Source organism: Psychrobacillus sp. FSL K6-4046, from assembly GCF_038624605.1.
Lineage (GTDB): Bacteria > Bacillota > Bacilli > Bacillales_A > Planococcaceae > Psychrobacillus.
Genome location: NZ_CP152020.1, coordinates 2,313,120 through 2,335,831, shown reverse-complemented (window position 1 = coordinate 2,335,831; position 22,712 = coordinate 2,313,120). Strand labels below are relative to the sequence as shown.

Here is a 22,712-nt window from a genome sequence, read left to right as displayed (position 1 = left end):
TAAAAAAAGGGAGTCGTGAGTTATGCCAAATAAGGATTTGCAAAAGCTTCGTGAATCGATCGATTTAACATTGAATCAGCCAGGTGTATACTTTCAATCGGAAATATTAGCAACAGGAATATCTAGTAGTAGTCACGGGATTGCTGATTTCCAAAATGTTTCCTCTGCAAGTAAAGATTCATTTAGATTCCCAACTTCTGAACCGGAAGAAGGGCAGGTGGATAACAACGAAACTAGATCTCTTTTTCATCAAGGTGAAATTTTCCTGCTAGTAGTGGATGGTGGGGAAAAAGAATGGACAGCCTTTGAAACGGGTGATACAGGGTGGGGTTCATCTACATTAGCGCCCCTGTTTTGGTTACAGGGAGTTGACGACCAGGTAAAACCCCTAGGGACTTCTCGTTATCAGCTATCAATTAATATGCAACGGTATATTTCTGAACAACCCACGTCTGATGCATGTGCTCAAGCAAAAAAATCGTTGGAGAACAATATGGTTGGCTTGTCAACGCAAATACTTTCCTGTGAAGTGAAATGCGATCCTCAAGGGCGAATTGAATGGCTATCTGTTATTATGCCAATAGATAACTCTCCAGAAATCCCAGTTAGTTTGGAAGGAGAAGAGGAAGTAAAACCAACTAAAATGACTATTTCGCTGAGCTTCATAGATCATCCCCCATCCATTCCTAAACCTGATGTAAAGTTTCGCTTTTCGGCAATGGAGTTTATTAATTCATCAGTAGAACAGGCTAAGTTGGACTTGTCTACAAGAGAAAAAGACTGAGATGAATAATACTACTTACTTTACACAAAAGTTAACATATGACCGATTATCGGAAGGAAAGAAGTGATGGACTAAGCTTCTTTCCTTCCTTTTGTTCGTTTATGTGTACTTTTGCGAACCACTAGTTACGAAAAAAAACAGCATCTAGATAATGATCTAGATGCTGCAGAGTGTAGACAAAAGGGTTGGAAATCGAAACGATTTCCAACCCTTTTGCTATTATCACAGTTTACATTCTGGAAAAAGAGCTAATTCAACTCTCGATTTTTTTGTTTTACGCCATTTTTGGCATTTTCCAGGTCCAGCTGGCCAACTTCTTAAGATTTAAGGCAGCAAAAGTTAGCATCGCCTGCATGGACAATTTTTTAAGACCCTTTAAGGTTGTCCATCGCATACCATGCTTTTCTTTGGCATCGGCAAAGACACGCTCGATCGTCTCTTTACGCTTCCCATAAATTTCTTTCATTTCATAGTTATGACGTAAGTCCTCAGCTACATCCAAATAATCTTGCCAGATATGACGTTGAATCATCTTTTGTTTATTCTTACTCTGCGTGCATTGGTCAATCACTGGACACGTGGCACAAATAGAAGGAGTTGAGGCATACTGGCGATAACCTTCCTTCGTTGTTGTTCGGTAGTTAAGAACCTGTCCTTCGGGACAGAGATAGCAGTCATAATGTTCGTCATAAACATACTCGTGTTTTTTAAAGAAGTCTTCTTTTGTCATTGGTCGTTTGTACGGAAGTGCAGGAAGGACATGATTCTCTAAAAGGAAATTCGCAATAGCTGGTGTCTTGTAGGCTGCATCAGCGGCAACAACGACTGGGCGTCCCACCCGGTCGATGACCTTCTGAACCAGTGGTTCAAGCATATGGCTGTCGTGAACATTTCCAGGTGTGACAATGTTTGCAAGCACAAAACCCTTCTCGTCTGTTGCAGCATGAAAAGAATAGGCGAACTGCTTTGTCCGTTCATCTTTTACGTAGTAACCACTTTCAGGATCTGTTGTCGATTCCTTAATCTCCTTGTACTCTTCCTTTTCAAACTTTTCAGGTGGGAATGGTTTCTTCCCATGCTTTTCCCGGTCGAGGTTGAGCTCCTCCTGGAGCCTCTTTTCATAAGCCCGCGTCTCTTTACGAACAACCTTCTTCTCAAACTTTCTCTTATTCGCACTAGCTTTCACATGGGTCGAATCAATAAAGACATGATCCGGGCTTAGGAGCCCACGATCTGCGACCTCCTTTAATACTCTGTAGAAAATCTGCTCAAATAGATCTGTGTCTGCAAAACGACGGACATAGTTTTTCCCGAAAGTTGAGAAATGGGGAACCTCGGTATGGAAACCAAAGCCTAGAAACCATCGGTATGCCATGTTGGTTTCAATCTCTTTAATGGTTTGGCGCATGGACCGTATACCAAAGGTATATTGGATAAAAGTCATCTTGATAAGTACCACTGGGTCGATACTAGGTCTCCCTATTGTCGAATAAAGATTTTCAACCAATGGATAGATAAAGGAAAAATCAATTGCCTCATCTAACTTACGAACAAGGTGGTCTTGTGGTACCAACTGTTCAATAGTCAAGATTTCTAATTGTTCGCGTTCATTGGTTTGATTTTTCGTCATCATATCCATCACCTCATTCATTTTTTAGAAGGCCCCGTTGATTGGAGCGAAGAACGGCGACTCCAGCGGGAACAGCGCGAGCTGAAGACCCTGGACTGAGCGCAGCGAGGGAAGCGGCTGAAGCCGTGCCCGCGGAAAGCGTCCGTTCGTAGCGGAAATCAACTCTTCCTCGCGTTACTTCTATTTTAAAAGAAAAAAGACTGTAGGCAAACTCCAAAATTTTTGGAGTTTGTCTACAGTCTGCAGCATCTAGATAATGATCTAGATGCTGTTTTTTCTCTTATAAATTTGTAAGTTCTTTTAAAACTTTTTCATGAAGAGAAACTGTTTTTTCTAAGTCTTCCTGTGTATGTTCTGTAGACATAGAGTAACGAGTTAGTGGTTTGATGTAGATACCTAACTCAAGTAAACGACGATCAATTTTTTCGCGCATGACAAAATCTGATTCCTGCATATCCCGGTAGTTTAGAATTTCTTTATCTGTGAAGACTATATTGAAGATTGTACCAAGACCAATTGTTTTCATCGTAATATTGTAGCGTGCATAAAGAGCTTCTAACTCGTGACGTAACCACATTGTACGTTCGATTGTTTTATCTAGCGTACCGTCTTTTTCAAGTAGATCTAGAGTAGCTTTTCCTGCACTTAGGATTGTTGGATGTCCATAGTAAGTACCTGAGTGGAATAAAACACCTTCTTTATCTCCGTTCTTTTCTTTATCTGTTACAACACTAGCACTTAAAATATCTCGGCTACTAATTGGGTTTGTAATCTCCATTATCTCTTTACGACCACCTACTAGTCCAACTGGAAACCCACCACCTAAAACCTTACCTAAGGTTGTAATATCAGGTGTGATATTATAGTAACCTTGTGCTCCGCTCATACCTACGCGGAAACCTGTTTTTACTTCATCGAAAATTAACAAGATGCCATACTTTTCAGTGATTTCACGTAAGCCATCCATAAACTCCTGCGTAGCTGGAATATATCCTCCTTGAATAGGTTCCATAATAACCGCAGAAATTTCATCTTTGTTTTCAGTTAACAGTTGGACTGTGGATTCTAGATCGTTAAAAGGAAGAACAACTGTATTTTCAAGGTAGTAATTAGAGATTCCCCGTGATTCTGGAACGGGAGTTGGGCGCTTCGAATCGCCTGCTTCTTCCATTGTTGGGTTTACGCTAATTAGCGATTGGTCGTAACCACCATGATAATGACCTTCAAATTTTGCTAATTTTTCACGTCCAGTAAATCCTTTCGCGATACGAATAGCAAGTAATGTTGCTTCCAAACCAGAGTTTGTAAAGCGTGCCATTTCAATACCGTTATACAGTTCAATTACCCTTTTCGCCATCTGTTGTTCCAAAAGGTGAGGAGTACCAAAAATAGTTGTACCCATATCATTTAGCTGGTTCGTGACTGCCTCCGTAATAGCTGGGTGTCCATGTCCAGTTAATAAAGAACCTGAGCATAATAAATAATCAATGTAAGTATTACCATCAACGTCCTTTAATTTAGACCCTTTTGCTTCATTCATGACAATTGGATGTGGCGTCATGTATTTAATATGGGCTGTTACGCCTCCTGGAATATAAGTACAGGCTTCTTCGAAAATCCTTTTTGATGTTTCCACTGTATATGTGGTTTCAGATGACGTTTGCATAAGACCGTTCCTCCTGTTTTTGAAATTAATATTTCAAGTTTTTTATAAAATGATTTATTTATTTCATAATAATCTTAGGTAACTGAAAAATCAACGCTTTTCTGAAAAATCAATTTTCAATATAACCTTAATATTGATATAGTGAAAATGAGAAGAAGAATGGGAGTGTTATAGAAAATTTGGTGAAATGAAGTTGACGAAAATAATTTAGTTTCTAATTTATTTTTTTATGTATAAAATATTTAAAAATAGCATTGAAAATAATAGAAGAGAATGGGAGGAGACTACCGAATATGCGAGATCCGTATCTTGAAATTGGAAGTCAAATGAACAGTTTAAGTAAATCACAAAAGAAGGTAGCTCAATACATTTTAGATAATCCAAACAATATACTATTTCAAACAGTTGAAAAATTAGCGAAGGAAGCGGGTGTTAGTGATGCTACTGTTGTTAGGTTTGCGAATGCGCTTGGTTATAAAGGATATCCAGACTTACAGTATCATATTCAAAACAGGCTACAACGAAAGCTTAAAACGACTGAACGGCTGAAAAATGATCAAACATTAGGAAATACTCTTGAAGAGCAAATTAAATATTATATTATGCAGGATGTTCATAATGTTCAAAGCATTATTGAAGATATTGATACATATCAATTTGAAAAAGTAATTCAAGCCATTCTAGGAGCTGAAAATATTTATATTATCTCAAGTCGGAGTGCTGGTTCTCCAGGTATGTTTTTGAATTACTACTTAGATATACTGCTTGGAAACGTCACTCATGTCAAAGTTTTAGAAGTAGATGGAGAGAAAATGCTTAATATTAACCAAAATGATGTTGCGTTTGCAATTAGCTCTGCAAGGTATACGCGAAGCACGATAGAGTTATTTCGGTATGCTAAAGAAAGAAAAGCTTGCACAATAGCACTAACAGATAATTTTTCTTCACCTTTAGTGCATCACGCTGACTTTGCTCTTTATACTAAAAGCGATTCTTCCTCGTTTTTTGATTCATTTGCAGCATCAATGAGTATGATTAATCTGATACTAGCGTTCGTTGGAAAGTATAAAGAAGCTGAAAATACTGAACGTCTGGAGGAACTCGAAGCGCTTTGGGCGAGTTTAAATATCTTCTACTAAGTTTATTTGTATTCCCAAATATTATAAGGACTGATTCTTAAATGAAAAAGAAAGTTGTTGCATTAAGTATCTTAAAAACGTAAAAAGTAATAAATAATACAAATGACTGAAATTTTAGAAATGTCAGTTTTTAAGATCAATGAATTTTTTAGTTGGAATCGGTCGCCAAATCCGTCGCCAAGTAACTCTTAATCATTTCAGAATTAGCTAAAAGGAAAAGCCTGAAAACATTGATAGAACAACGTTTTCAGGCTTATTCAAATGATGGTCCCGACTGGTCTCGAACCAGCGACCCCCACCTTGTCGAATTTGTAACCCTTATATAACCTGGTTAAATTGAATTCAATTAGGTTAAATAAGTCTGGTTTAATAAGATTTTCGAGACAGTAAAAATCATTTCAGTAAAATAAGATCGGTACAAAAAATTAATTATGCGGACAAATTGCGGACAAAAGAGTAAACAGGTGGTCTGTATTACTATTTTTATAAAAACAGTGTGTAACAGTTGTTTCTTCAATTTTTATATTCAAGTAAGTTTAGTAATGAAAATGAAAATTTTTTCCTTCATTTTTAAAACATCTTCATGTCATTCGTTTTTTTTGAGCTACCTTCCAAAGAAATTCGCCTTTAGCAAATATAAATCCCTCGTTAACTGAGGTTTGATATTCATTATCGTAAGAATCTCGGAAATACAATTCAAATATAAATCGTTCATCAGTGTAACCATATTTATCAAGGTTAAGTTTTAAACAATCCGTAGATCCAAAACCAACATGAAGTTCACCTATTAATTCTCTTTTAGGAGGAATTTCTAAACTAAAATCTGCTCCCATCTCAGATTCGAAACCGTAAACGACATGCTTAGTTCTCACTTTATTTTGGTAGTCTTTTACAAACAATATACCGGAAACAATTGTTACAGGATTGGTACTTAGGTTTCTAAAGGAAATATCTAAAAGTGCGGTGCCGTCTACAGGATTTATGGCTCTCAGATGTTCATCAATTATTTTAATTTCAAATTTCCCTGTCTTTTTTTCATATATTCTATCGAAATCAGTCCTATTAGCTATAGAATTGGTGCTACCTTTTCTTATTAAGCATAGGCCCTGATTTAAGTTTTTATATTGTTTTTTTAATAAATAAGGTTTGTCATCGGAGCCATCAATTTCAATTATCGCAACTTTATTATCTTGGTAATCAATGTAATGTAGATTGATATTCACATCAGGTTCTATATTATTTAATATAAACTGTTGATAACTAGAAGAATCCACTATATCTTCAGAAGATATTCCAGAAATCGAACGAATTTCTCCAATTCTATCTTTAACTCCCATGACAATATATCTCGGACCAATATAATTTGAATTAGCCATAGCTAGAATGTCTTTTAATAAATCGGGAGTTCCGTTTTTAGGATACATTCTTTCCTTAAAGTCTAGACTGTCTGATTCAAACCCATTTTCAATTAATTCTTTTATTATATTCTTCATTTAGTTATTCCTCTTTTTGTATATAATTTTTCTGTTTATAGTATTGAAACGTAACAAGAGGATTTTGTAATCTCCTAATATTTTATTATACTTAGTTAATTTTATATAATTATACCTTATATATGCAAATATACTAGTAAATACAATTTTTATTTTATCTTTAGATTCCAACATTTTATAACTAGAAAGTACCCTCAATCAAAGAAGATTTAGTAAAGATAAAAGTAATGAAATTTTATATTTGGCACTAGCTATTTAACAGTTTTTTTTATTCATCAGTAGGAAAAGGTTATCAGGAGGTTATATACAGACTAATACGTAAGGTAACTATTAATAGTTTGCTAGAGGGGGAGAAGAATGTTCACCTATGGGGCATTATTGTATACTAAAGGATATAGTGAAAAGAATTTTTCTGAACGTGTGATGAGGACAAGCCTATGAAGGTATTGGATGTAGATTTATTACAAGATGGGCTACAGCGAAACATTACAATGTTAGAAAGATTAAATACTGAAATAGAAACAATCCAACGTGGAGTCGAAGGACTAGTTCAGATGGAGGATCAATTAAAAGGAGAAGGAGGAAATGCCATTCGCTCCTTTTATGAGGAATGTCATTTGCCATTTCTTCAGTTTTTTCAATTGTTTTCCTACAATTCTCAACAAGTGCTTTATCAAATTGGCAAAGCTCTTAACTCTCTCGAACCAGACCTATCAGGTTACATATTAGAAGAATTTTTAGAGGGAGAACTGGAGCAGGGGTTGACACTTATTGGCCAACTTACCGCCAGTCTAACAGACGAAACAAATAGCATCATGGATCAAGTGAGTGATATTGTAGCACTGCCTCATTTAGATGATAGCGCAGTGCAGGAGGGGGTTATTAGTTCTAAGAGAAAACGTGATGATACGCTCTCGCAGCTGTATGAATTTGATGCAACACAGACGACTGCTTTAAACACCATGGAACAGGATATTCGGACAATGGAAACATGGCTCTCTGATATAGAAGGAATGTTTAAAAGTGGGCTAACGGATGTTCATTTCCAAGCAGATAACTGGGGAGCATTGACTGCTAAAAATAATTTGCAGACAGAATTGGCATCTCGTACATCTCCTGTTGCTGTACTTTCCTCCATAGTGAATAGAGAAAATCAGTTAATGACTATGTTGGAAGCATTCATAGCTGGTAACGGTCCTATACGATTTGGCTACGGGGGTTTGATTGGGATACACAATCCTTTTGTGGGTACAGATATGCTTGTCTTATCCTGTGCAAGACCCGAGAGCACTGGGATTGAAGAAAAAGATATTAAACAAAACATATTCGTGAAATCCTTCCATAGTTTTAAAGGCATTGCGGAAGACTTTTGGGATGGGGTACGTATACGACGTGAAAAGGCACTAGACTCTCCATATGATTTTGTAAACTATTGGACTTTTGGGATTTCAGATGGAATTGTGTCAGGATCTAATGAAAGAAGTGCCAGGATGTTTGACTCAAAACTAGACTTTTTAAATTATGCTACATTTGGTTTGAGTGGAATGGTTAAAGAAGCAATCTTACCAGATGATCCTTTGTCCAAAGAACATTGGCAAAATAGCTTTGAATTTGTAGGAAGCATAATTGGACTTAGATTGGCAGCAACTACGTCACCGGTTAAGAAACCTGGGAATGCTGCGGGGGATGGTAAAGTTACAGATGATGGAAATAATGTGACTGAAGGTACAAGTAATACTAGTGAAGGAATATCTAAGGGTACGGGAAATACTAATCTAACTGAACCTTCATTACCTAATGGGAGTAAGCCAAAAGGAGAATACACAAAGGGTGATTCACATGGTGTTAAGAAAGAGAATGAAACAGCAGATTTCTTGGCAAATGAGGGCTATGAAATAAAAATGTTAAATGAAGTAAATGGCGGTAATGGTCACGGCATAAAAGCAACATCTAATCCAGATTTTCTCATTGAAGGCAAAGTATTTGATTGTTATGCTCCAACGCCAAATACGAAGACAGATAATGTTCTTAGGACCATAACAAGTAAAACAAAAACACAGGCAGAAAGAATTGTTCTTAATGTGGATAATTTTCCACCTGAGAAAATTTTTGAAATTACTGAAGGTATTCAAAGAAAAGCTAATCCAAATGGAGATTTGAAAAACTTAAAAGAATTACTTATTGTAAACAACGGAAAAATTACTCGAGTAATTGGAGAGGAGAAATAAATGGATTACGAATTGTTTTTAAGCTCTAATTTAAGTTGTAAATCCCTGGCGGAAATTATTCGAAGTATAATAGTTGAATCTGTGAACGAAGAGATAACTGTTCACATTAGTGAAGAAGAGATAGTTATTGGGATTAAGTATTTTTCATTAGCTTTAGAAATTGAGGATATATCTGACATAGCTTTTATTAGAAGGCATTACGATATAGATGTAAATGTAAGCATTAGGGTCCAATTATTTGGTAACACTTTCTATCAAGGAATAGAAGTTTTGTTTAAAGTTATTGGGAATCTTATGAGACAAGTTGGCGGAAATCTATTGTTTTTAGAAAACGGTTCGGATCAATTACTTAGAAAAGAGAATGGTCAGTTAATTATCAATAGTGATTTAGATCAATACCAGGTTAAATATCTAAACAAGGGTTTGCTTAGTTTTCTTGAACATTCTTACATTAAAGAAAAATTGCCAAACTAGGCATTTGATAATTATGAACCAAAAAATCATTATAATTATAGAAGAAGTTAACATAACATCTACCTAAAAATTAGTGTAGTTTTAGGTACACGAACATTACTAGATGAAAATAATCCTAGAATTGTGCAGAAATGGGAAGAGTTAATTGTTTCACTAAGTGTAACGAAATATGTTGATTGATGAAAAAGACTTTCAATTAATTGATTGAAGGTTTAGTAAACAATTAAACATCTAATATTTGTTATAGTAGTGAAAAGGAATTTGACATAACAAATGAGAATCTTAAAGGTAAGTAGCGAAGATGAATTAAATGGTAACATTAAATATTTGCATTATCTTTGGGAGATATAATAAGGAGTGATTGGATGGGGACTTTATTTGAACAAATACCAAGACACGATCGTTTGGATAAGAGTCGTATTGTAACAATTGGAAAGGAAGTTAAGGAGATAGGGGAAGAGCTAGGAATTTCGTTTGATAACGCACTAAATCTTTATTTAGCTGTTGCAAAGATAAGTGATTACGACACGAAAGATGAACAACTGGCAGGTTTTGGAGAATTACTGCAAAATCTAATTAATCAACTGGCAGAACGTGATTGAATAAACGTAATTGTGGCATATAGTGAATTACGCAACAAAACTATGTAAATTGATATTATCGAGCTTTAAATCAAAGCCGCGGGCGATTGCTTGCTGCTTTTATTATATTTCCGAGTTCAAGTAATGACATCATTTCCATTCACATTATGATAAAGCGTGGAGGGATTAGATGAATATAACTGAGTTATTGTTGGTATTCTATGTGCAGAAATCGACTAGCGAGGCGCACCACATAGGTGCGCTATTTTTATTTATGGCTATGTTATTTTAATTATATTTAATGGATCTATTAAGTAAATTAGAACTTTTTTTTGCAATTTCTTTTATAAAATCCTCTGGAGTTTTATCCCATTTATAATAAGGTTCACTAGTTATTGTTTCAATTACTTCTTTACTTGAATTTTGTGTGATAGAGTAATTAGAATTCTTTAACAAAGTCTTTTTTAATGAACTTCTTAGGTTAATATCAAAAGCTGGATAAAAAGAAAAGTCATTCAAAAAGTAAAAAAAGTCACTTTCTAAAAATTTCGAATCTGCACCTTTTGATTTGTAGTTTTCATCAAATTTTTCGAATTTAGTTTTTAATTTTTTTAAAACTGTAATATAAATGGGATTAATTCGAGTTAGTGAATTGTCCAAAATATAATATGCAATTGACGGTGTTTGTCAATATAGTTGTCGCATTTAGCTAGTTTAGTATTTTAAAAATACATGTTCTTATAATCTTGTAACCCCTAATTCAGTCTAGGCTACCGCGCTGTGCTTGCTGGCCTGTTGATTGGAATGGAAAGGAAGAGCGTTCTTTCCATTCCAACCAACAGGGTAACGGGGGATTACGGTTTAACTAATACTTCTTTTTTAGCCTCATCCCGCATGGGATTAAGCGCTACTTGTTCATGTGGTGCCCAGTTTCTCGTTTTCCGAGCCCATCGCTCAGGATGCTTCTCTTTCGCAACTTCGTACACATCTTTTCGCCTTTCTAATATCGCCAAATGTGCTCCCGTATGGCACTGTACTGGCGTTACGTAATTGAGCCCACTGTGTAAGTGAACCTCATTGTACCAATGGACAAACTTTTGCGCCCATTGTCTTGCTTTTTCGAGTGTTTCAAAGCCTTTATGCGGGAAATCAGGTCGATATTTTAGCGTCCGAAACATCGCTTCTGAATACGGATTATCATTACTCACACGTGGTCTTGAAAAGGAACTTTGAATGCCCAGTTTCTCGAGTAACACTAGGAATGTCGCAGCTTTCATCGGGCTACCATTGTCCGAATGTAGAACAAGTGGCGTTCCTTGAATTTTTTCACTGATCACTGCTTTTTTCACGAGTGCTTCCGCATGTTTGGATTCTTCTGTTTCCCATACTTCCCAGCCGACTGCTTTTCTACTAAACAAATCTAGAATCAAATAGAGTCGATAAAATAAACCTTTCACGGGTCCACCCAACCAGGTAATATCCCATGTCCACACTTGATTGGGAGCCGTCGCAAGATGGCTTTCTGGGATTCTTCGCTGTGGCTTACCACTACGTCCCCGATGATTTTGCATCTTTTCTTCTTTTAATACACGATAAAAGGTGGATTCAGATGCAATATAAGTACCTTTATCTGCGAGCTTCGGAACGATTTGTGTTGGTGGTAAATCCGCGTAATCTGCTTGTTTCACAACGGTGATAATTTCGTCTCTTTCTTCTGGTGATAATTTATTTTTCGGTACGGGACGTTTTGTAAGTGGTCGCTGATCGACTTTCACTCCGCCATCGGATACCCAACGCTCATACGTACGTACGTTGATGTGTAGCTCCTGACAAGCCTTCGCTATTCGTGCACCATTTTGATTGGCTTCTTGTATTAATTTCACGGCTAGTGTGCGATTTGCCGGGTCAATCATTCGTCCTCGTCGTCCCCCCAAATCGCTTGGGCCTTTTTTCTTAGAAGTAGTAATGCCGCAGCTTCCGCCAACGCTTTCTCCTTCTTTTGTAAATCTTTTTCTAATGCTTTTGCACGTTTCTGTTCTTCTTTTAGTTGAACATTCAACTGCTTGGACTGATCAAATGCTTGCCCATTTGCCTGAAGGCAAACACTCTTCCATGCTTCAATCTGTTCCAGATACAAACCCTTTTTACGGCAATACTCCGCAAGCTCCAGTTCATTCATCGCAAATGTTTCCATCACGATTAAAAACTTATCTTGACTGTTCCATTTGTCGCTTGTTTGTCCATTACCTGGCGTTGCAGTTCCAGCTACGCGAGCTTGCTTTCGCCACTTATATAGCGTCACTTCTGAAATACCTTCCGCTTTGGAAATTTGCGAAACCGCTTCGTTGTTAGGTGGCATCATACGCTTCAAAATTTCTGCTTTTCGTTCTTGTGTGTAACGTGTTCCATTTTGTTTTGTCATTAACGATCGACCTCCGTGTATTTTACTTAATCATATCACGTTAGCCTCGTACGACTTCTATCCTAACAGAGGGGGTTGAACAAGTTATAAAGTAATCATTATAATTGTCTAGAACCTCACATAGATAATCACTACTAATTTTTTTTGGTAAAGTTTTTAAATATATAAATAGATCATACATTTGAGGTAGTTTATCTGAGTTATCTCTAAGAGAAATAAACAAGTGTTGGAAAAACCTCTCTTCTAAATACTCAACTTTATCTTTTAAATCATACTTTTCCTCCGCTGATAATTTAACTATTTTTTGACTTAATACTGCATAAGTCGCAATTAAATTATGTGTACTATGGTAATTTATATTAAGCGAATATATGTTAGTAATAGTTTCTAAAATATGAGCAAGATTAAATTGATGTATTTCAAGCTTTAAAATACTCCTAACGAATTTTAGAAAGTAGTTAAGGAGTTTAGATGTTGAATTTGGGTATTCTAACAGAATTAGTTCTATATTTTGTTGTAATTTAAGCCATAAAGATTTTGTTTTCTTATTATAAATAGAAAAGGAAAGGTTTGTTTGTGTATTAATTAAAAATAAATCTAAAAGAGAAATTAATTTTATTATTGCTGGGTCTGATACAAAAAATGGTTTGCTTTGTAGTTCACTTTTACTTGTGTTTAATTTTAGATTATAACTTTCAAGATTGATAAAAAGATTTTCTTCAATCATTTCAATAATTTTTTTATCATTAAAAAAAATAAAAAAATCATCTAAAAACCTATATATCTTATAATCTTTACCTAATTGTATGTTTTCTTTTTCTAATGCCTGATATAAATTTACATCTATTCTAGTCAATAAGAGTTCGGAAATTACCCGAGAAAATTCAGGACCTACAACTATTCCATTTGTTTCATTAAAATTAATAAGCTGACATACTTTATCAGTCGCATTCGGAAAAATTTCATCAAAAGATCGTCCTTTATATTTTTTTGCGATTGATTTGTCTCCAAATACTGCCCACGCAATAGAATGAGTATATATTGAACCGAAGAAATTTTGAATATCAAGTTTCTTAAAAAAATTATATTTGTAAAGATCTCTTCGGAATTTATTTGATTTATATAAATTGGTAATTTTCTTGTGATTTCTATAAGAAAAATAATTATAAAAAAAAGCTTCTGTCTCATCACTAGTTATTGAAACACCTTGTGTAAAACTAAATTCTTGTTCAATTCTAATTAATTCATCTTTAATAGCCTGAGAAGGTATAAATACAGGTTGATTTCTTATGATTGGGGATCGAACACTATATTTGGAGTTTTTACTATATGAAACTATTAATTGATCGTATCTCAAAACCCCCTCTGTTAGGATAGAAGTCGTACGAGGCTAACGTGATATGATTAAGTAAAATACACGGAGGTCGATCGTTAATGACAAAACAAAATGGAACACGTTACACACAAGAACGAAAAGCAGAAATTTTGAAGCGTATGATGCCACCTAACAACGAAGCGGTTTCGCAAATTTCCAAAGCGGAAGGTATTTCAGAAGTGACGCTATATAAGTGGCGAAAGCAAGCTCGCGTAGCTGGAACTGCAACGCCAGGTAATGGACAAACAAGCGACAAATGGAACAGTCAAGATAAGTTTTTAATCGTGATGGAAACATTTGCGATGAATGAACTGGAGCTTGCGGAGTATTGCCGTAAAAAGGGTTTGTATCTGGAACAGATTGAAGCATGGAAGAGTGTTTGCCTTCAGGCAAATGGGCAAGCATTTGATCAGTCCAAGCAGTTGAATGTTCAACTAAAAGAAGAACAGAAACGTGCAAAAGCATTAGAAAAAGATTTACAAAAGAAGGAGAAAGCGTTGGCGGAAGCTGCGGCATTACTACTTCTAAGAAAAAAGGCCCAAGCGATTTGGGGGGACGACGAGGACGAATGATTGACCCGGCAAATCGCACACTAGCCGTGAAATTAATACAAGAAGCCAATCAAAATGGTGCACGAATAGCGAAGGCTTGTCAGGAGCTACACATCAACGTACGTACGTATGAGCGTTGGGTATCCGATGGCGGAGTGAAAGTCGATCAGCGACCACTTACAAAACGTCCCGTACCGAAAAATAAATTATCACCAGAAGAAAGAGACGAAATTATCACCGTTGTGAAACAAGCAGATTACGCGGATTTACCACCAACACAAATCGTTCCGAAGCTCGCAGATAAAGGTACTTATATTGCATCTGAATCCACCTTTTATCGTGTATTAAAAGAAGAAAAGATGCAAAATCATCGGGGACGTAGTGGTAAGCCACAGCGAAGAATCCCAGAAAGCCATCTTGCGACGGCTCCCAATCAAGTGTGGACATGGGATATTACCTGGTTGGGTGGACCCGTGAAAGGTTTATTTTATCGACTCTATTTGATTCTAGATTTGTTTAGTAGAAAAGCAGTCGGCTGGGAAGTATGGGAAACAGAAGAATCCAAACATGCGGAAGCACTCGTGAAAAAAGCAGTGATCAGTGAAAAAATTCAAGGAACGCCACTTGTTCTACATTCGGACAATGGTAGCCCGATGAAAGCTGCGACATTCCTAGTGTTACTCGAGAAACTGGGCATTCAAAGTTCCTTTTCAAGACCACGTGTGAGTAATGATAATCCGTATTCAGAAGCGATGTTTCGGACGCTAAAATATCGACCTGATTTCCCGCATAAAGGCTTTGAAACACTCGAAAAAGCAAGACAATGGGCGCAAAAGTTTGTCCATTGGTACAATGAGGTTCACTTACACAGTGGGCTCAATTACGTAACGCCAGTACAGTGCCATACGGGAGCACATTTGGCGATATTAGAAAGGCGAAAAGATGTGTACGAAGTTGCGAAAGAGAAGCATCCTGAGCGATGGGCTCGGAAAACGAGAAACTGGGCACCACATGAACAAGTAGCGCTTAATCCCATGCGGGATGAGGCTAAAAAAGAAGTATTAGTTAAACCGTAATCCCCCGTTACCCTGTTGGTTGGAATGGAAAGAACGCTCTTCCTTTCCATTCCAATCAACAGGCCAGCAAGCACAGCGCGGTAGCCTAGACTGAATTAGGGGTTACAAGATTATAAGAACATGTATTTTTAAAATACTAAACTAGCTAAATGCGACAACTATATTGACAAACACCGAAAATATTATTGCTAAAAGATTATCTATAAGGAATCCTTCGAAAGATAATGAAAAATTTTCAAAAAAGTTATTTGTTGAAATATATAAATAAATAATATTCTGTGCCTGTCTCAATATAACCCAACCCTAAAATAGTAAAAACCCCTTTCGGTATCAACGTAATTAAATGTGATACCGAAAGGGGTTTTAATTTATACACATAATAGATGGTCCCGACTGGTCTCGAACCAGCGACCCCCACCTTGTCGAATTTATCTTACTTATATAATCTAGTTAAGCTGAGTTCGAATAGATTAAATAAGTCTGGTTTAATAAGGTGTTTGAGACGGTGTAAATCATTTCAGTAAAATAAAAACGGTACAGAAAATTAATTATGCGGACAAATTGCGGACAAAAGAGTAAACAGGTGGTCTGTATTACTATTTTTATAAAAACAGTGTGTAACAGTTGTTTCTTCAATTTTTATATTCAAGTAAGTTTAGTAATGAAAATGAAAATATTTTCCCTTCATTTTTAAAACATCTTCATATCATTCGTTTTTCATTTTTGAGCTTCCTTCCAAAGAAATTCGCCTTTAGCAAATACAAATCCCTCGTTAACTTAGGTATGATATTCATTATCGTAAGAATCTCGGAAATGCAATACAAAGATAAATCGTTCATCGGTGTAACCGTATTTATCAAGGTTAAGTTTTAAACAATCCGTAGATCCAAAATCAACATCAAGTTCACCTATTAATTCTCTTTTAGGAGGAATTTCTAAACTAAAATCTACTCCCATCTCAGATTCGAAACCGTAAACGACGTGCTTAGTTCTCACTTTATTTTGGTAGTCTTTTACAAACAATATACCGGAAACAATTGTTACAGGATTGGTACTTAGGTTTCTAAAGGAAATATCTAAAAGTGCGGTGCCGTCTACAGGCTTTATGGCTCTCAGATGTTCATCAATTATTTTAATTTCAAATTTCCCTGTCTTTTTTTCATATATTCTATCGAAATCAGTCCTATTGGCTATAGAATTGGTGCTACCTTTTCTTATTAAGCTTAGGCCCTGATTTAAGTTTTTATATTTTTTTTAATAAATAAGGTTTGTCATCGGAGTCATCAATTTCAATTACGGCAACTTTATTATCTTGGTAATCAATGTAATGTAGATTGATATTCACATCAGGTTCTATATTATTTAATATAAACAGTTGATAACTAGAAGAATCCACTATATCTTCAGAAGATATTCCAGAAATCGAACGAATTTCTCCAATTCTATCTTTAACTCCCATTACAATATATCTCGGAGTCAGTAATGAGGAAACGGCGTAATTATATCGCCAATTATGTGAAAGAAGATTCGGCAGATGAACGAGACATCCGTAATCTATTTCGCAAGTTTGTTAACGTAAAGGTGTCGGAAGGTGTATCGGAAGGTACCGTCCACCAATACGAAGAGAACTTCGGATTCTTTCGCGAGTATATCGAGAAGCACGGTAATAACTTCGACGTAGAGTTTATTACGCATGAGTATATCCGCGAATGGATTATGTATATGCAATTTAAGCACGTTCAGTACCGAAAGGTCGATACTCGTAAAGAGAAAGAAATCGGTCTAAAACCTGCTACGATTAACACCCGTATTAAAACCTTGCGAGTAATGGTTAATACGCTTCAACGAGAGATATTTTTGTCGTATATTTTAACTAAGAAGATACTTTCATCTTAATATATCGTCCGATATTATTAAAAAAAAAGTTGAATTGAATGATTATTCAATTATATAATTATATAATATATGGTAAAATATAACTTAAAATAAGGGGGGCTAATAATGTTTAAAGAAATCTTTAACGAGATAATTAAAATTACCCATCATGATTATGCTGGATGTGAGGATAAGGAAGGCTGGGATCGACCTGATGAGTATTTAAATAAAATAGAACTCTTAGAAAAAGAAAATACACTGGATGATACGACATTTAGTCAATTGGTAAATGAATACTTATTAGATTTCGGTGATAAACATATTTACTTTACTGTCAATCAAGCATATACATTACACAATAAAACATGTGGTTTTAAGGTAAAATGGTATGATGATGCATTATATATAATTACAAATAAAGAAGAAAAAAGAATGAGAATAGGTGATAAAATTATTTCTATTGATGGAAAAACAATCAAAGAAATAAGTGAATCAGAAGAAAAAATCCTTCGAGAATCCATTAAAGAACGCCAACAATGGGAAACTTTATTAAATTATGCGAAATCTATAGAATATGTAAATGATCAAAATGAAATTAAAACTATTACATTAGAAAAATATGATATTCAAAAAACGGAAGCAATTTTTGAAAACTATTTAATGGAAGAAAATATATACTATATAAAAATATCAAATTTAACGGAACAGCAAAAAGTAGAAAATTTATTAAAAGGTTCAATCGAAGATATTAAAAAGAACAAAAATTTAATCGTAGACTTACGGGGGAATGGAGGGGGTAATGCTACTTTGTTGTCTTCTCTAGAGCCTTTTATGTTTTCGGTTGGGGAAAAACCAAATACTGTCTTGCAACCAAGACTTTTCAATTGTACCGAACGAAATGCTGATCTATTTCTCGAAATTTGTAATCAAGTTCGTCATTTAGAAGTGGATTCTAACACGAAAAAGATGCTTGATTTTGCAGAAAATATTTTTAAACATAATCGAGGCAAAGGTTTCGTAGAAGTGGACTTTTCTCAAATCCTTGAAACTTTGCAAAAGGACTTTAAGGGAACTTCTAATCCAGAGAAAGTTATTATAGTAATGGATGAATATACGGCAAGTGCTGCAGAATCTTTTATTGAAGTATGTGCTGAGTCGTCAAAAGTTACTACAGTTGGCCGATCTACTATGGGGATTAATGATTATAGTGATTTAGTAATGATGCAATGGGAAAATAAATATGCACTTTCATACCCGATATCTAAATTAAAAAGTCAGTCGATTCATCATCCAGCTTTTGGTACAGGTTTAAAACCGGATTTTTATATTAAATGGACACCTGAATTTGTTTTAAAAGATAAGGATATAGAAAAATCTTTGGAATTAATTCAACAAAAAGTGAATTCATAAATAAAAAATTAACAGAATAAAATATGCCATGTAAGATAGACTCTTAAAAAAGAGTTTATCTTATATTTTTAAAAAGTACATTGAAGGAAATCATAAATATAGCTTCTTCAGATTTAAACTTATTAGAATAGCTTATTGGGCAGACCATAGAAGCTGCTTTAGAACGGTATTATCTAAGTGGAAAATGACCCAGGTGAATAAAGTCACCTGGGTAGTGCAAAGACTCATTAGCGTTTCTATACTTTAAGTAGCAATTTTTTTATCTCTTAACATGCTATGTACTCGTCAGCATGTTTAAGGTCCCGGACGAAATTATTATTAGACCATTCCATAGTAGGTTATATAAGCGATTTAAACAGCAAACGAGAAATTAGTACATCCTTAAAGAACACAAGAGTACCTGATATTTATTGTTAGTTGTGTATAATAAAAACTGCGGTAATACTTTCTAATATGAAAATACCTTATCTGTTTTAAAGAGTCTATTGAAAACACCATCTTTTTCTACTAATTCTTCAAAATTACCACTTTCAACAATAACTCCTCCATCAAATATATAAATTTCATCTAACATCGTTAAGGTAGATATATTAAATTTGTGACTGATCATAATAATTGTTACGTCTTTTAAATCCAAAATTCCTTTTTCTAGTTTTATAGAGCTATCTATATCTAATGCTGATGTCCCTTCATCTATAAGGAGAAATTCCTTTTTATGATATAGAGCTCTGGCTATAGCGATGCGTTGTTTTTGACCTCCTGAAAAATTTTGTGTATATTCACAAATTTTAGTAGCATATTTGTTTGGTAAATCATTTACCATCTCGTCTACCCCAGTAAGTTTAACAACTTCTTCAAATAAGGCAGAATCATAAGTTTTATTTAAGAGTATGTTCTCTTTAATATTTTTATTGAAGAAAAATACTTCTTGTTCAATTATAGATATATTGGAACAAATATCATTAACCCCTAAAGATTTTAAGGATTGTTCTCCAATTTTAATATCCCCTGAGTAATTTTGATAAAAACCTACAATTAATTTGAATAGAGTACTTTTACCTGAACCGCTTTCTCCATATATTCCATATTTTTTTCCTTTTTCAAAAGTAAGACTAATATTATTTAGTACATTTTTTCGATTTTCATAGTTAAAAGAGACATTTTCTAAAATTATATTACCTTTATTTAATCTAGATTTTAGCAGCTGGTTTTCATTATTCGATATTTCTAATAATTTATTTCTTATACCTTTTGTACTGTTAATTAAAGTAATTTTTTGAGCAATTGCTTGAAGTGGTTGAGTAATTCCGTTACTTAATTGTATAACTGCTATTAAACTTCCGGTAGTTAATTTTCCTATTATGACAAAATAACCTGCAAGACAAATTCCAATAACCAATGTAGCCAACCCTAATAAAGAAGCAATAGTTGAGAATATAGAATTTAAATTTGCCAAATTAAATTTACTGTTCTCCAAGTTTTTATTTACATTTTTAAACTCTGCATTTGCTACTCTTAATAAATCAAAGGTTTGAATTGTCGTGTAACCTTCAAATAATTCTTTTATTTTTGTCGTATAATATGAATTCTCAGTAGAAACAATATCTCGTTTTTTTTGTAAAGGCTTACTGAAAATATTTGGAATTAAGAATAAGATTAAAGAAGCACTAATTAAGCAGAGAGTGATCAAGGGATTTATATAAAGTAAAACAACAATTGTTAGAATCAATAGGGTTATATCCCCAACCAAGATAATATATGAATAAAGGTAATTATTACTTATATCATTCACATCGTTAGATAGATTCGAAATATATTCAGCAGATGTTTTATTTTTGAATTCCCTATACTTTTTAATAATTAAACCATTAAATATATCATTTTTAAAGTGAAGCATTGAATTTTCTAAAAATTTGGATAAAAATATATTACTTAAATAATAGACAATACCAAAAAAAATAAAATATATTCCAATAAAAATAATATATTTTAAAAAGCCATTTAAATCTCCTTCAACAATATAATCCACTATTTTCTGCAGAATTATAGCTATATAAACTTGCATAGCAGAGGTGAGTATTCTAAATAAAACTGCAAAGGATATGCTCCATGGGTTTTTTTTTATGTATTTTATCAAAATCGTTCCCCCTCGTATATTAGTAATAAGAGCTCTTTCCGATAGAATTTCCAGTTGATCCGGACAGCTGGAGGATCTGTTGGATTTCCTATAGGAAGTGGTCGCCTCTTGGCTCCCTCACCCTTTTTATGTTTTACCTGTTTGACCCCTGCTTTACCGAGGGAGCCAAAAAGGAAAAGTCTATTTTTAACATGACTAAATAAAGCTGACAGGTGCTTACCTGCTTATTTGAGTTGCCTAACTTCATATCGTTTGGACGAAGATTGGAGGATGCTCCATTTCAGTACTTCGTCCTTTTTTATTTCAATCTACTTTTCTCTCAGACCGTGCCCATGAGACAATGGAACGGACAAGGTTGACACAGGAAATAGCTTTTCCCCCTTGCGGGCACTTAGTGCACTGCTTAATAAGCCTGCTACCCATCGTTCATTATGGAAGGTCTAACCACTGGCTGCGACGCTGAGGAAGAAGAGAGTGTAGCGCTCATTTTGGTCTTCTTTCACTTTGATTGCTAATAACGAGGCAGACATCGATGATTCTGATGGGCACCCAGGTCTGAGACAATCTTGATTAATCCCACCTTAGGAGGTGATTGGCATGTCACAAATGCTAGTCGGTATCGACGTGAGTTTGCGCTCCCATCATGTCCATTTCATGCATGGAGAGGGACATACGCTCGCTGATTTTTCTGTTTCCAATGATACAGAAGGTGCGAACACCTTAATTCAAAAGCTTTTAGGAACAGCGGAAAAAAATCAGTGCGAACATATTAAAATTGGATTAGAAGCGACAGACCAGTATAGCTGGCACGTTGCTCATTATTTAAAGAATCAATTGCACAATTATGAACCAACGTTTCAAACAGCGGTTTATATGTTAAATGCACGTAAAGTATCTCGCTTTAAAAAGGGGTACGATACGTTACCGAAAAACGATCGAATTGACGCCTGGGTAATTGCGGATCATTTACGCTTTGGACGTCTGCCACATGAAATGCAAGAAACCTTACAATATGAAGCACTTCGTCGTTTAACACGTACCCGATTCCATCTAATGCATGAAGTTGCACGTAATAAAACCTACATGATGAACCAACTGTTTTTAAAGTTTAGTGGCCTACGCCAAGATAACCCGTTCTCGAATACATTCGGTACGACCAGTCTCGCTGTCATTGAAGAGCTAGATCCGGAAACCATTGCCGAGATGCCTTTAGAAGAACTGGTTGAGTTCTTACAGGAGAAAGGCAAAAAACGTTTTGCCGAGCCAGAAGAAATCGCTAAATATCTTCAAAAGCTTGCACGTAATTCCTTTCGATTAGACAAGGCCATGGCTGATCCCGTTAACATCTCACTATCCGTGATTTTAAGTACGATTCGCCATATGGAATCCCAAGTCAAACGTTTGGATAAGGAAATCGAGCGTATGATGAAAGGTTTCACCCAAACATTAACTTCCGTAAAAGGCATTGGACCCGTGTACGCAGCCGGCTTGCTCGCCGAAATTGGAGATATCAAGCGTTTTGATGACCACCACGCATTAGCGAAATATGCTGGACTCGTTTGGACACAGTATCAATCTGGCGAATTTGAAGCCGAAAATACTAGCCGGATGCGAACCGGCAATAAATACCTACGGTATTATCTTGTACAAGCAGCAGATGCGGTACGTAAATATGACACTGAATATAAAGCCTTTTATCAAAAGAAATACCAAGAAGTAACCAAGCACCAACATAAACGCGCTCTCGTCTTAACCGCTAGAAAACTAGTACGCCTCGTGCATTCGCTACTACGCACGAATCAGCTGTACATACCACCAGAAAGGAGAGACTGAGTTAACCAACTCACAACCTTTCACCCGTTAAATAACTT

General features: G+C 35.3%; 16 protein-coding genes and 2 pseudogenes. 9 read left to right on the top strand and 9 right to left on the bottom strand.

Translation table 11 applies throughout. From position 1 onward, the window contains the following. Positions 1–22 precede the first annotated feature (22 nt). Positions 23–784: a hypothetical protein gene (locus MKY09_RS11590; RefSeq protein WP_342566704.1), complete on the top strand. Its 762-nt coding sequence runs from the start codon at positions 23–25 to the stop codon at positions 782–784. A gap of 274 nt (positions 785–1,058) precedes the next feature. Here MKY09_RS11590 and MKY09_RS11585 read toward each other — a convergent pair whose 3' ends face one another. Both MKY09_RS11585 and MKY09_RS11580 read right to left on the bottom strand, forming a co-directional pair. Continuing rightward, positions 1,059–2,417 (bottom strand): IS1182 family transposase, encoded by a 1,359-nt coding sequence (locus MKY09_RS11585; RefSeq protein ID WP_342568221.1) that lies wholly within the window; start codon positions 2,415–2,417, stop codon positions 1,059–1,061. Between the two features lie 277 nt (positions 2,418–2,694). Beyond that, the gene (locus tag MKY09_RS11580) at positions 2,695–4,080 is read right to left on the bottom strand and encodes an aspartate aminotransferase family protein (protein ID WP_342566703.1); all 1,386 of its coding nucleotides are present in this window, start codon (positions 4,078–4,080) and stop codon (positions 2,695–2,697) included. Between the two features lie 293 nt (positions 4,081–4,373). Here MKY09_RS11580 and MKY09_RS11575 point away from each other — a divergent pair, with 293 nt between their 5' ends. Further along, positions 4,374–5,219: a MurR/RpiR family transcriptional regulator gene (locus MKY09_RS11575; protein WP_342566702.1), complete on the top strand. Its 846-nt coding sequence runs from the start codon at positions 4,374–4,376 to the stop codon at positions 5,217–5,219. 581 nt (positions 5,220–5,800) lie between these two features. Here MKY09_RS11575 and MKY09_RS11570 read toward each other — a convergent pair. Continuing rightward, positions 5,801–6,712, bottom strand: a complete 912-nt coding sequence (locus MKY09_RS11570; protein ID WP_342566701.1) for an ATP-binding protein — start codon at positions 6,710–6,712, stop codon at positions 5,801–5,803. Between the two features lie 437 nt (positions 6,713–7,149). On the opposite strand from MKY09_RS11570, the gene MKY09_RS11565 reads away from it, so the two are divergent. From MKY09_RS11565 to MKY09_RS11555, 3 genes are all read left to right on the top strand, one after another. Next, positions 7,150–8,940: a T7SS effector LXG polymorphic toxin gene (locus MKY09_RS11565; RefSeq protein ID WP_342566700.1), complete on the top strand. Its 1,791-nt coding sequence runs from the start codon at positions 7,150–7,152 to the stop codon at positions 8,938–8,940. Continuing rightward, positions 8,941–9,414, top strand: coding sequence for a hypothetical protein (locus tag MKY09_RS11560; protein WP_342566699.1), 474 nt, complete (start codon positions 8,941–8,943; stop codon positions 9,412–9,414). It begins immediately after the preceding gene. A gap of 365 nt (positions 9,415–9,779) precedes the next feature. Beyond that, entirely contained in the window at positions 9,780–10,016 is a 237-nt protein-coding gene (locus MKY09_RS11555) for a hypothetical protein (RefSeq protein ID WP_342566698.1), read from the top strand. Between the two features lie 267 nt (positions 10,017–10,283). Here the strand turns inward: MKY09_RS11555 and MKY09_RS11550 are convergent, their stop codons facing one another. The 3 genes and pseudogenes from MKY09_RS11550 to MKY09_RS11540 form a co-directional block, all read right to left on the bottom strand. Continuing rightward, positions 10,284–10,655 carry a hypothetical protein gene (locus tag MKY09_RS11550; protein WP_342566697.1) on the bottom strand — a complete coding sequence of 124 codons (372 nt, stop codon included), beginning with the start codon at positions 10,653–10,655 and terminating at the stop codon, positions 10,284–10,286. A 194-nt stretch (positions 10,656–10,849) separates the two neighbouring features. Next, positions 10,850–12,417 (bottom strand): annotated as a pseudogene (locus MKY09_RS11545) (IS3 family transposase). Between the two features lie 40 nt (positions 12,418–12,457). Continuing rightward, the gene (locus MKY09_RS11540) at positions 12,458–13,774 is read right to left on the bottom strand and encodes an RNA-directed DNA polymerase (protein ID WP_342566696.1); all 1,317 of its coding nucleotides are present in this window, start codon (positions 13,772–13,774) and stop codon (positions 12,458–12,460) included. Positions 13,775–13,851: 77 nt separating this feature from the next. Between MKY09_RS11540 and MKY09_RS11535 the strand changes: the two are divergent. Further along, positions 13,852–15,419 (top strand): annotated as a pseudogene (locus MKY09_RS11535) (IS3 family transposase). A 777-nt stretch (positions 15,420–16,196) separates the two neighbouring features. Here MKY09_RS11535 and MKY09_RS11530 read toward each other — a convergent pair. Together MKY09_RS11530 and MKY09_RS11525 are read right to left on the bottom strand one after the other, a co-directional pair. Continuing rightward, positions 16,197–16,415 (bottom strand): hypothetical protein, encoded by a 219-nt coding sequence (locus tag MKY09_RS11530; RefSeq protein ID WP_342566695.1) that lies wholly within the window; start codon positions 16,413–16,415, stop codon positions 16,197–16,199. A 247-nt stretch (positions 16,416–16,662) separates the two neighbouring features. Next, positions 16,663–16,878: an RNA-binding domain-containing protein gene (locus tag MKY09_RS11525; RefSeq protein ID WP_342566694.1), complete on the bottom strand. Its 216-nt coding sequence runs from the start codon at positions 16,876–16,878 to the stop codon at positions 16,663–16,665. Positions 16,879–16,901: 23 nt separating this feature from the next. Here MKY09_RS11525 and MKY09_RS11520 point away from each other — a divergent pair, with 23 nt between their 5' ends. Further along, complete coding sequence (locus MKY09_RS11520) at positions 16,902–17,315, top strand: phage integrase SAM-like domain-containing protein (RefSeq protein ID WP_342566693.1); 414 nt, start codon at positions 16,902–16,904, stop codon at positions 17,313–17,315. A 105-nt stretch (positions 17,316–17,420) separates the two neighbouring features. Continuing rightward, positions 17,421–18,704, top strand: coding sequence for a S41 family peptidase (locus MKY09_RS11515; RefSeq protein ID WP_342566692.1), 1,284 nt, complete (start codon positions 17,421–17,423; stop codon positions 18,702–18,704). A 448-nt stretch (positions 18,705–19,152) separates the two neighbouring features. On the opposite strand, the gene MKY09_RS11510 is transcribed toward MKY09_RS11515, so the two are convergent. Further along, positions 19,153–20,841: an ABC transporter ATP-binding protein gene (locus MKY09_RS11510; protein ID WP_342566691.1), complete on the bottom strand. Its 1,689-nt coding sequence runs from the start codon at positions 20,839–20,841 to the stop codon at positions 19,153–19,155. A 597-nt stretch (positions 20,842–21,438) separates the two neighbouring features. On the opposite strand from MKY09_RS11510, the gene MKY09_RS11505 reads away from it, so the two are divergent. Continuing rightward, a complete protein-coding gene (locus MKY09_RS11505) occupies positions 21,439–22,674 on the top strand; it encodes an IS110 family transposase (RefSeq protein WP_251557253.1) in 1,236 nt (411 codons plus the stop codon). Positions 22,675–22,712: the final 38 nt, after the last annotated feature.